General features: G+C 65.1%; 10 protein-coding genes. 7 read left to right on the top strand and 3 right to left on the bottom strand.

The window, feature by feature from the left end; genetic code table 11:
- On the bottom strand, positions 1-435 hold a 435-nt coding region (locus VJ673_RS22995; protein ID WP_324128514.1), incomplete at its 3' end, for a TonB-dependent receptor plug domain-containing protein.
- 235 nt (positions 436-670) lie between these two features.
- On the opposite strand from VJ673_RS22995, the gene VJ673_RS23000 reads away from it, so the two are divergent.
- A complete protein-coding gene (locus VJ673_RS23000) occupies positions 671-1438 on the top strand; it encodes a TerC family protein (protein WP_324128515.1) in 768 nt (255 codons plus the stop codon).
- A gap of 37 nt (positions 1439-1475) precedes the next feature.
- On the opposite strand, the gene VJ673_RS23005 is transcribed toward VJ673_RS23000, so the two are convergent.
- Positions 1476-1730, bottom strand: coding sequence for a hypothetical protein (locus tag VJ673_RS23005; protein ID WP_324128523.1), 255 nt, complete (start codon positions 1728-1730; stop codon positions 1476-1478).
- 173 nt (positions 1731-1903) lie between these two features.
- Here VJ673_RS23005 and VJ673_RS23010 point away from each other — a divergent pair, with 173 nt between their 5' ends.
- Positions 1904-3511, top strand: a complete 1608-nt coding sequence (locus VJ673_RS23010) for a peptide chain release factor 3 (RefSeq protein ID WP_324128516.1) — start codon at positions 1904-1906, stop codon at positions 3509-3511.
- Between the two features lie 34 nt (positions 3512-3545).
- Here the strand turns inward: VJ673_RS23010 and VJ673_RS23015 are convergent, their stop codons facing one another.
- A complete protein-coding gene (locus VJ673_RS23015; protein ID WP_324128517.1) occupies positions 3546-4202 on the bottom strand; it encodes an N-acetylmuramoyl-L-alanine amidase family protein in 657 nt (218 codons plus the stop codon).
- A 286-nt stretch (positions 4203-4488) separates the two neighbouring features.
- Here VJ673_RS23015 and VJ673_RS23020 point away from each other — a divergent pair, with 286 nt between their 5' ends.
- The 5 genes from VJ673_RS23020 to VJ673_RS23040 form a co-directional block, all read left to right on the top strand.
- Entirely contained in the window at positions 4489-4851 is a 363-nt protein-coding gene (locus VJ673_RS23020) for a c-type cytochrome (RefSeq protein ID WP_324128518.1), read from the top strand.
- A gap of 65 nt (positions 4852-4916) precedes the next feature.
- Positions 4917-5882 carry a DmsE family decaheme c-type cytochrome gene (locus tag VJ673_RS23025; RefSeq protein WP_324128519.1) on the top strand — a complete coding sequence of 322 codons (966 nt, stop codon included), beginning with the start codon at positions 4917-4919 and terminating at the stop codon, positions 5880-5882.
- A gap of 19 nt (positions 5883-5901) precedes the next feature.
- Positions 5902-8046, top strand: a complete 2145-nt coding sequence (locus VJ673_RS23030; protein WP_324128520.1) for an MtrB/PioB family decaheme-associated outer membrane protein — start codon at positions 5902-5904, stop codon at positions 8044-8046.
- A 73-nt stretch (positions 8047-8119) separates the two neighbouring features.
- Positions 8120-10153: a cytochrome b/b6 domain-containing protein gene (locus tag VJ673_RS23035; protein WP_324128521.1), complete on the top strand. Its 2034-nt coding sequence runs from the start codon at positions 8120-8122 to the stop codon at positions 10151-10153.
- 214 nt (positions 10154-10367) lie between these two features.
- Positions 10368-11059, top strand: a 692-nt coding sequence (locus tag VJ673_RS23040) for a transglycosylase domain-containing protein (protein ID WP_324128522.1), incomplete at its 3' end; no start/stop codon positions are given.

Here is an 11059-nt window from a genome sequence, read left to right on the forward strand (position 1 = left end):
GCTCGCGTTGGTGCCGCGCACCACCTCGATGCGGTCGATCTCATCCAGCGTCAGCGGCAGCGCGCTCCAGTCGACGCCGCCGAAGGCGCTCGGCGTGATCACCGAGCGGCCGTCGATCAGCACCTGCATCTCGGTCGGGAAGTCGTTCGACAGCCCGTGGTAGGTCACCCACTGCGCGTGCCCCCGCTCCTGCCCGACCTGCATGCCGGGCACCAGGCGCAGCAGGCGCGCGAGATCGCGGTAACCGGTGGCGGCGATCAGTTCGCGGTCGATCACCGTGACCGCCCCGGGCGCCTCGTTCAAGGCTTGCGGCATGCGCGAGGCGCTCAGCACCTGCGGCAGTTCCTCGAAATAGGGGTCGTCGCCCGCGTGCGCCTCGCTCGCGGCACAGGTCGCGGCAAGCAGCAGAAAAGGGAGGCGGGGCAGGCGGCGCATCGGCAATGACAAGGACGTGAGCGCTGGAATGCGAGAAAGGTAAGGAAACGTAAAGACGCGAGGATACCCGCTTTCTATCCCATAGGTAATAGTCACCCGTCCGTGGGCTTCGGTCTTTCCGATGCGGCCTGTGGCGTCAATCACGTATTTCGGAACTATCTCTAAGCTCGCACGGTTCGGCATTTTCCCGCTTGGCATGCTATACAGGGGTCTTCGCCTGTCACCGTGTCCCGTCATGCCCGAATTCCTGACCGATCCTCAGCTCATCATCGCGTTCTTCACCCTTACGATGCTGGAGCTGGTGCTGGGGATCGACAACATCATCTTCATCTCGATCCTGGTCGACAAGCTGCCGCCTGAGCGCCGCGCGATGGCACGTCGGCTCGGCCTCTTCCTCGCGATGTTCATGCGCCTCGGGCTGCTGTCGGTCCTCGCATGGCTCGCCGGACTCGATTCGGCGCTCTTCGAACTCTTCGGTCACGCCTTCTCGGCGCGCGACATCATCCTGATCGGCGGCGGTCTGTTCCTGTTGTGGAAGAGCACCGGCGAGATCCACCAGCTGCTCGAAGGCGAGGAGGGTGAAGCCTCGAGCGCGGTGAAGGCGACCTTGAGTGCCGTGATCATGCAGATCATCGTCATCGACCTGGTGTTCTCGCTCGACTCGATCATCACGGCGATCGGCATGGTGAATAACCTCGGCGTGATGATGTCGGCGGTCGTCGCTTCCGTCGGCCTGATGATGGTCGCGTCGGCTCCGATCGGAAACTTCGTGTCGAACCACCCGACCGTGAAGATGCTCGCGCTGTCCTTCCTGATGGTCGTGGGTGTCGTGCTGGTCGCCGAAGGCTTCGGCCAGCATGTGCCGAAGGGCTACATCTACTTCGCGATGGCCTTCTCGGTGGCGGTCGAGATGCTCAACATCCGCATGAGGAAGCGGCCCGCGCACCCGGTCGTGCTGCACGAAGCCTACGTCGCGGAAGAGTCCGCCGGCAGCAAGCGCTGACGGCGGCAGCGTGCCGGGTGCAGCCCGGCACGCGCCATCAGGGCTTGTCCGCGCCGCCGCCTTGCTGTTCCTCGCGCGCAATCGCACTGAGGTCGCGCAGGTACCACGCGGCATAGCCGAAGCCAGCGATCGCGATCAGCGCCGTGAATTTGAGCGTCCCGTCGAAGGGCGCACCGTCCGCGAGGTTCGCGATGACGACATAGGCGAGATAGCACGCGGCGACGAAGCCGCCGAGGATGCGGGTGAGGGCGAAGATCTTGCGTTGGCGCAGCGTGGGCGTGGCTCGGGGCATGTCGTCGAAGTCGAAGTGGGCTGGAAAATATCCCCGAATCATCGCAGATTTTCCACCGCTTGCCCGCGATCCCCGTCGTTTCTCCTGCGGCACCGCCTAATTCCTTGATAGAATTGCGATTGTCCCCGCCATGCCGGCACCGGCTGGCGGCTTTGTTTTTTTGCGATCCGATCATGGCCGACACACCCTTTCCGCCCGAACTGCTGCGCGACGTCGAGAAGCGCCGCACCTTCGGCATCATCTCCCACCCCGACGCGGGCAAGACCACGCTGACCGAAAAGCTGCTGCTGTTCGGCGGCGCGATCCAGCTCGCCGGCACCGTCAAGGCGCGCAAGAGCGCGCGCCACGCGACCTCCGACTGGATGGAAGTCGAGAAGCAGCGCGGCATCTCGGTGACCAGCTCGGTGATGCAGTTCGAGTACCAGGGCCACACCATCAACCTGCTCGACACCCCGGGCCACCAGGACTTCTCGGAAGACACCTACCGCGTGCTGACCGCGGTCGATGCCGCCGTGATGGTCATCGACGCCGCGAAGGGCGTCGAGGCGCAGACGATCAAGCTGCTCGAAGTGTGCCGCCTGCGCAACACGCCGATCATCACCTTCGTGAACAAGATGGACCGCGAAGTGCGCGAGACCTTCGATCTGCTGCAGGAGATCGAGTCCGTGCTGAAGATCGACTGCGCGCCGATCACCTGGCCGATTGGCATGGGCAAGACCTTCCGCGGCGTCTATCACCTGCTCGAAGACCGCGTACTGCGCTTCGCGGCGGGCGAGGAAAAGCGCAGCGAGGCCGAAGTCATCCAGGGCGTCGACAACGCGCAGCTCGACGAGCTTTTCCCGCTTGAAGTCGGCAAGTTGCGCGAAGAAGTGGACCTGATCCAGGGCGCCTCGCCCCCGTTCTCGCTCGAGGACTTCCTCGCCGGCAAGCAGACGCCGGTGTTCTTCGGCTCCGGTATCAACAACTTCGGCGTGCAGGAGATCCTGCAAGCGCTGCTCGACTGGGCGCCGGCCCCGCAGCCGCGCGATGCGGGCACCCGCCAGGTGCAACCGGCTGAAGCCCCCTTCACCGGCTTCGTGTTCAAGATCCAGGCGAACATGGACCCGAAGCACCGCGACCGCATCGCCTTCTTCCGTATCTGCTCCGGCCGCTACAGTTCCGGCATGAAGGTCAAGCACGTGCGCATGGGCCGCGACATGAAGCTCGCCAACGCGCTGACCTTCATGGCGAACGAACGCGTGCTGATGGACGATGGCGTCGCGGGCGACATCATCGGCATCCACAACCACGGGCAGCTCCATATCGGCGACACCCTGACCGAAGGCGAAAACCTCGGCTACAAGGGCATCCCGTATTTCTCGCCGGAACTCTTCAGCGCCGCGCGGCTGCGCGATCCGCTGAAGTCCAAGCAACTGCAGAAAGGCCTGCAGGAGCTGGGCGAGGAGGGCGCGATCCAGGTGTTCGAGCAGGAAGGCGGCAACATGCTGCTCGGTGCGGTCGGCCAGCTGCAGTTCGAAGTCGTCGCGCAGCGCCTGAAGGACGAGTACAAGGTCGACGCGATCTTCGAACCCTGCGACATCCATACCGCGCGCTGGCTGTCCTTTCCGGATGAGGTCACGCGCCGCAACTTCGAGCGCGAGCAGGCGATGCGCATCGGCAAGGACGTCGACGGCAACGCCGTGTATCTCGCGACCAGCCGCTACAACCTCGAAGTCACGATGGAAAAGTGGCCCAAGGTCGCCTTCCACGCAACGCGCGAGCACGGCCAGAAGGTCGACTGATCCCTCGCGGGGCGTGGCGCCCGCCCGCCCCCGCTCAGCGCCCCGCCATCAGGCAGGCGGCGATCCCCGTGGCGATCTCGCTCGCCATCGCCGCCTGGCGCTGCGGATCACGTAGCGCCAGTTCCTCTTCCCGATGCCGGATCACGCCGGCCTCGAAGAGCACCGCCGGCTGCTGTGCCCGGTACAGCACCACCAGGTCGTCGTAGTAATGCACCGCCTCTTGGTGATCGGCGTACTCGCGCCGGCGGGCGTTCTTGTCCGTCGGCTCGAAACCGGCGCGTTGCAGCCGCGCCCCGATGACCGAGGCGCACAACAGGCTGCGCTCCGGGTCCGGATTGCGGCGTGACACGAACAGCGAATGCCCCTTCCAGCGGTCGCTGTAGCGCTGCGGCCGGCCTTCCCACATCCAGTCCGACAATTCGTCCTCGCCCACCGAATCGTGATGGATCGAGATCAGCAGATCCGCGTGCGGCACCTGCGCCGGACGCTCGGCGAGCGAGCCGATCTTCCCGTCCTCGTTGATGATCGCGGTACGCAGCTTGAGCCGCGTCAGGCCCGCCGCCAGCGCCCGCGCCAGCTCGAGGTTGAATTCGAACTCGCTGCGCCCGCGGGCGCTCGTTGCGCCGGGTGCCGCAACGGTGTGGCCGATGTCGATCGCGACGAGGGCCGGTTCCTCCGCGCGCGCCGACACCGGGGCCCCTGCCACAAAGAATGCCGTGGCAAGCCAAAGCGCACCGGCAATGTGTCGGCGTTGCAAAATTTTTAAACCGGGTAAAACCTTAGAGATCATGGGGAAAAACCCATCGGTGGTCCGAAATGACCGCCGTGCTTGCTGCTATGCAACTTGACGACCGTCAAGGTATGTCCGAAAAATACCCGAATTGGCGTATCCAAGTGTGTCAATGTATCAACCCTAGCTGGCGAACCCTGCGTGGGGTGACCTTAGCCCCGCGTGCCTCGATGCAAAGGAGATCATCGTGTTGCAATCAGGAAGACGCTCATCATGCCACCGCCTCGTCACCGCCCTCGCCGGCGCCGCCCTGCTGAGCCTTGCTGCCAGCGCGTCGGCCGAATTGAGCGACGACGCGGCCAAGAAGCTGCTCAAGAGCAACGACTGCTTCAAGTGCCACGCGCTCGACAAGACCAAGAAAGGGCCGTCGTACGACAAGATCGCCGCCAAGTACAAGGGTAAGCCCGACGCGGTCGAAAAGCTCAACCACAATCTCACCGATGCCCCGAAGGTCAAGCTCGAGGACGGTACAGAAGAAGAACACAAGGTCTTGAAGACCGACACCCCGCAAGAGAAGAGCGACCTCATCAAATGGATTCTCGCTCGCTAGGCAAGTAGCAAACGGCCCCCATGGGGCCGTTGCTCTATGCAGCTCGACATATAAGGGAGGAGACAATGGGAATCAGGGATTGGGGGCGGCTTGCCGCCCTGTGTGCCGTGCTGGGCGGCATTTGCGTGCTGTCGTCGCCCGCGGCGGCAGCGCCCGAGCGGGCGGTGGATCAGGACAAGGGGCTGGTGCTGCGCGGCGACAAGCGCTGCACCGAATGCCATGACGAATCGGACTCGCCCGAGCAGCTCGCGATCGGCAAGACCAAGCACGGCACCGTTGCCGACAAGCGCACGCCGAGCTGCGTATCCTGTCACGGCGAAAGCGAACGGCACGTCAAGGAGGCCGGACGCGGTTCGGGCCCGACGCCGCCGGTCGACGTCGGCTTCAGTAGGAAGAACCCCGCCACCGCCGAAGCGCGCGACGCCGCCTGCCTCGCCTGCCACCAGGGCAGCACCCGCATCTTCTGGCAGAACAGCACGCACAGCCGGCGCGACGTCACCTGTACCTCCTGTCACAAGATCCACGATGGGCACGACAAGGTGCGCCAAGTCTCGACCCAGCCCGAAGTGTGCATGAGCTGCCACAAGGAGCAGCGCGCGCAATTCGCCCGTCCGACTCATCACCCGGTGCCCGAAGGCGCGATGGCGTGCTCGTCCTGCCACAACGTCCACGGCGACAACCCGTCGCAGCTCGTCAAGGCGAGCGTCAACGAGACCTGTTTCACCTGCCACATGGAGAAGCGCGGGCCCTTCGTGCATAACCACCAGCCGGTGGCCGAGGACTGCAGCATCTGCCACAACGTGCATGGCACGAACATCCCGAACCTGTTGAAGGCGCGTCCTCCCTATCTGTGTCAGGAATGCCACAGCCACGAGAGTCACCCCGGCCAGCTCGCGGGTCTGCCCACCGGGGCGACCACGAACACCGCGCTGCTCGGCACCGTGGGCCGCGGTTGTGCGAACTGCCACGTGAATATCCATGGCGGCAACAGCACTATCAACAACGCCACCGCCGGACGTTTCCGTCGCTGACGGGATCAGGGAGATCGTGATGACACACATCAACAGTGCATTCAGGTTGAGCGCGCTGGCGACGGCCCTGCTCGCCATCTATGGACCGGCTGCCGCCGACGACGCCGAGATCCGCCAGTTGTCGGAGCCCGACAGCAGCGTTTCGGTGGGCGTCGGCCACTGGAACGACGACCGCTTCCAGCAAGGCATGTACGACGGCATGCGCTCGCGCGGCTTCTACGGCCTGATCGACGCCGACATCCGCAAGCGCGACGAAGCGACCGGTACTTGGTACACCTTCGAAGGCGAGCGGCTCGGTCTCGATACCCGGCGCTTCCGCGGTGAGGTGCTGCAGCAGGGCAATATCGGGGCGTCCGTGAGCTATTCGCGCATCGACCGCGACAGTCCGCTGCAGATCAACACCGGGTTGCAGGGCATCGGCCACGAGAACCAGACCATCAGCGGCACCGGCGCGAACGCGCTGCCGCACCGTGACGTCAGCCTCGGCGTGCAGCGCGACCTGCTGCAGGCCGGCTTCTACAAGAACCTGATGCGCGACGTCGACCTCAAGGTCAGCTTCAAGAACGAGGAGAAGGACGGCACGCGCAACTGGGGCATGGGCAGCAACCCCTACTTCCTCGTCGAGCCGATCGACAGCACGACGCGCCAGCTCGACGTCACGGTCGAGTACACCGGCGAACGCCTGCAACTCGCGGGCGGCTACGCGGGCAGCTGGTACGGCAATCACGATTCGCTCGTGATGGCGACGATCAAGGGCCAGGCGCAGCCGGGCAACGTCAGCACGCCGAACCCGACGCCGCTGACGCTGCCGCTCGACAACGAGGCGCACCAGTTTTTCATCAACGCGGGCTACTCCTTCACGCCCTCAACGCGCGCGACGCTCAAGCTCCAGCGCAGCGTCGCGACGCAGGACGAGAACCTTCCGACCTGGAATCTCGCGGCGCCGAACAACCGCTTCGTCGACGCGCCGCGCAGCCTGGACGGCAAGATCGTCAACTCGCTGGTCGAACTCGGCCTGACCTCGCGCGCGACGAGCGACCTGACGCTGAATGGCTCGCTGCGCTACTACGACTCCGACGACCGCACGCCGATCTCGGGCTTCGTCGGCAGCAACACGACCCACGTCGCGACCGTGCACGACACGCCCTTCTCCTACACGACCAAGACCGGCAAGTTCGAGGCCTCCTACCGGCTGCCCGAGCGCTTCAAGCTGATCGCCGGCGTCGACGTGAAGGACCAGGACCGCTCGGTAAACAAGTTCATTGACGAGCGTTACATCCCCTATCGGGAGCGGATCGACGAGACGACCTACCGGCTGCAATTGCGGCGTTCGATGTCCGACACGCTCAACGGCTCCGTCACCTATCTGCACAGCGAGCGCGACGGTTCGAGCTACGTGCCGCCGCAGGAAGCCGACATCTTCAACCTGATCAACCCGCTGCATCTGGCCGACCGCACGCGCAACAAGTGGCGGCTGTCGCTCGACTGGGCGCCGGTCAACGCCTTCAACCTGCAGTTCAACGTCGAGGACGCGCACGACGAGTACGGCCATAACGACGAGCGCCCCTTCGGCCTGCGCGACGGTCGCGCGACGCTGGTGTCGGTCGACGCCCGCTACGCGCTCAGCGACGTCTGGCAGCTCACCGGCTGGGCGTCGCACGACATGACGCGCGCGCGCCAGCTCGCCGGCCGCTGGGACCGCACGACGCTGATCTTCGAGATGGAGAAGGATGCCGTCTTGAAGGACAAGGGCGACTCGGTCGGCCTCGGCCTGCGCGGCGGCTTCGGCGAGAAGCTCAAGGTCGGCGCGGACGTGCAGTGGACGCGCACCCGCAGCTTCTACGACGAAGAGACCACGCTCTCCGGCCTGGGCGGATTGCAGGCGGTCTATCCGACCTCGGCCGGCGTCACCGCGGTGCCGCTGCCCGACATCGAGAACAAGCTGGTGCGGATCTCGATGTTCGCGAAGTACGCCGTCACGAAGGAGGCGGACGTCCGGCTCGACCTGATCCACGAACAGTGGAAGACCGACGACTGGACCTGGAGCTTTGCCGACGGATCGCCCTTCACCTACGGCACGACGGTCGACGGCACAACGGTGTCGATCAAGCCGAAGGAGACGAGCAACTTCATCGGCATGCGCTACATCGTCAGGTTCCAATAAGCGCCACGCCCGCTAGCGCGTGATGTGGCTGCGGGCGGCGTTCGACCGTCCGCAGCCCAACAGGAAGGACTGCATGCACACCAGAAGCCGTGCCCCCGAACAAGCGACGCCGCGGATGTGGCGCGCATCGATATTGAACTTCGCCGCGGCGTTGCTGCTGACGGTGCCCGCGCTCGTCGCTTCGAATGCCCGGGCCGCCGACCAGGCGCCGTCGGGCAAGGCGGAGCTGACCGTGAGCTCCTGCGTCCAATGCCACGGCGCGGATGCGGATGCGATCAAGGTGCCCGTGCCCGACGGCAAGCCACGCGCACTGCGCGCCGTCGATGAGGCGGCATTCCGTGCCGGCGTGCATGGGCGCATGAACTGCGTCGATTGCCACACCAACGTCGCCGACAACAGCAAGGCGCATCAGCTCACCGCGCCGCTGAAGCTCGATTGCGGGAGCTGTCACGAGGCCTTGTGGCAGGCGGCGCAGAAGGACGGCACGGCGAAGTCCAAGCCGCGGCTCGAAAACGTCGTGCGCAATCTCGCCGCCTATCGCAACTCCTTCCACGCGCGGCCCGACACCGATCATCCGGATCGCCCGAAAGCGAGCTGCGACCAGTGCCACGATACCCACACCTTCAACGTGCCGGCAAAGGGCACGGCGCAGTACGCCGAGTGGCGCAAGACGACCCCGGCGCTGTGCGGCGAGAGCTGCCACGAAGATCAACTCGAGGATTATTCCGCCTCCATCCACGGCGTGGCCGTGCTGGAGAAGGGCAAGACCGATGCCGCGGTGTGCGTCGACTGCCATACGACGCACGAGATCGAGAATACCTCGAAGGATCCGACCAAGCTGCTGATCACGAGCAACTGCGGCAGCTGCCACGAGGCGCAGTATAAGAGCTACCACGCCACCTACCACGGGCAGGTGCAAAGCCTCGGCTACGCCCACACCGCCAAGTGCTTCGACTGCCACGGCAGTCACGGCATCGTGAAGATCGACGATCCGAAGTCGAAAGTGTCGGAGGCGAATCGCCTCGAGACCTGCAAGAAGTGCCACGACGGCAAGAAGGCGGTGATGGCCGCGCCCGGCTTCACGAGCTTTGCCCCGCACGGCCACGGCGGCGATTTCGCCAAGTACCCGCAGATCTGGCTCGCAGCCAAGGGGATGGCGGGCCTGCTGATCGGCACCTTCGCCTTCTTCTGGGTGCATCTGCTGTTGTGGCTCTACCGTGAGCTCAAGGAGCGCGCAGCCGGCCGCAGCGAGAGGCGCGTCAAGGTCGCCGATTTGGGCCTGCCGGCGGGCAAGCACTTCCGCCGCTTCGGCCCGTGGGAACGCCTCGGCCACCTGTTGTTCGCGGTCAGCCTGATGATCCTGACGCTCACCGGCATGACGCTGATGTACGCGGAAACCGCCTGGGCGCCGGTCGTCGTGCGCGCGCTCGGCGGTCCGAAGGTCGCCGCGGTGATCCACCGCGTCAACGCCGTCGTCTTCATCTCGGTGTTCGTGATCCACCTGCTGTGGGTGATCCGCTTCCTCGTGCGCAACTGGAAGACCTTCAGGATCTTCGGGCCCGAATCGGTGGTGCCGAACCTCAAGGACCTGCAGGACGTGATCGGCATGTTCCGCTGGTTCTTCGGCAAGGGGCCGCAGCCGACCTTCGAGCGCTGGACCTACTGGGAGAAGTTCGACTACTGGGCACCGTTCTGGGGGGTCACGATTGTCGGCGTCAGCGGCTTCATGATGTGGTTCCCGACGCTGGTCGCGACCTACCTGCCGGGCTGGGTATTCAACGTTGCGGTGATCGCCCACGGTGAGGAAGCCTTCCTCGCCGCGGTCTTCCTCTTCACGGTGCACTTCTTCAACAACCACTTCCGGCCCGACAAGCTGCCGCCGCCGGATATCGTGATGTTCACGGGCACCCTGTCGCTCGACGACTTCCGCCGCCATCACCGCGAGCAGTACGAGCGGCTGCTCGCGAGCGGCGAACTGGAGAAGCATCTCGTCGACGCCCCGTCGAAGCCGATGACGCTGGCCTCGAAGCTCCTTGGGCTGGTGCTGATCGGCTTCGGCCTGGTGTTGCTCGTCCTCGTGGGGATCGGCTTCTTCAGCGCGCTGTAACGAGCCCTTCCTGAACGCGGCCGGGGCGTCTGCGAAGATGCCTCGGCCGCACTCGTTTACCGGGACGGTTTCCTCGCGACGCAGCCCCGTTTCCCGGAGCGTGTGTTCCATGACACAGTCCGCAACGTTTCGCGGTAACGAAACCGCATGTTTCCGTGCCTGCGCGGTCCGGAGTGCTGGATAATTTCGCTTATCTCAACACTCGGGCGGTAACGTGTCCGGACAGAATTCGAATGCCAAGGCCCCGCGTCGCGGGTGGTTCAGAACGCTGCGGCGATGGATCTTCTGGTTGATCGTATTGGCGATCATCGCGGGCGGCGTGGCGGGGTACTATGAAAGCCGCACGTCCTGGCTCGAGGCTCGCGAGGTCTCGCGCTACGCACGCAAGCTCGACTATCAGCTCCAGACCGGCCCGAGCGACGCGATCCGCTTCCCGGAACACGGCCCCTTCGATCAGCGCCTCGGCTACACGCTGCTGCCTGGTTTCATTGAGCGGCTCCTCGCACGCGATTTCGCCGTCGCCAGCCAGGTCCGCTTCTCGCAAAAGCTGTACGACTACGCCGGCCGCGGCTACTTCCCGCCCTACCACGAGAAGACCCGCTCCGGGCTCGAAGTGCATGGCGCGCAGGGCGAGATGCTGTACGAGTCGCACTACCCGATCCGCAGCTATCCGACCTTCGAGCAGATTCCGCCGCGCGTCGTGCAGAGCCTGCTCTTCATCGAGAACCGTGATCTTCTCGCCGCCGATCGCCCGAACATGAACCCGGCGGTCGACTGGGCGCGCTTCGGCCGCGCGGTGTTCGGCCAGGTCGCGAAGGTCGTCGACGAGGACCTCAACTCGCCGGGCGGCAGCACGCTCGCGACGCAGATCGAGAAGTACCGCCACTCGCCGGACGGCGTCACGCA

The sequence above is a fragment of the Aromatoleum sp. genome (assembly GCF_035254505.1).
Classification (GTDB): domain Bacteria; phylum Pseudomonadota; class Gammaproteobacteria; order Burkholderiales; family Rhodocyclaceae; genus Aromatoleum.

Excerpts from the sequence above, each read along its gene's own strand:
- VJ673_RS23000 (WP_324128515.1), top strand. The coding sequence starts at position 671 with ATGCCCGAATTCCTGACCGATCCTCAGCTCATCATCGCGTTCTTCACC.
- VJ673_RS23005 (WP_324128523.1), bottom strand. The coding sequence starts at position 1,730 with ATGCCCCGAGCCACGCCCACGCTGCGCCAACGCAAGATCTTCGCCCTC.
- VJ673_RS23010 (WP_324128516.1), top strand. The coding sequence starts at position 1,904 with ATGGCCGACACACCCTTTCCGCCCGAACTGCTGCGCGACGTCGAGAAG.
- VJ673_RS23025 (WP_324128519.1), top strand. The coding sequence starts at position 4,917 with ATGGGAATCAGGGATTGGGGGCGGCTTGCCGCCCTGTGTGCCGTGCTG.
- VJ673_RS23030 (WP_324128520.1), top strand. The coding sequence starts at position 5,902 with ATGACACACATCAACAGTGCATTCAGGTTGAGCGCGCTGGCGACGGCC.
- VJ673_RS23035 (WP_324128521.1), top strand. The coding sequence starts at position 8,120 with ATGCACACCAGAAGCCGTGCCCCCGAACAAGCGACGCCGCGGATGTGG.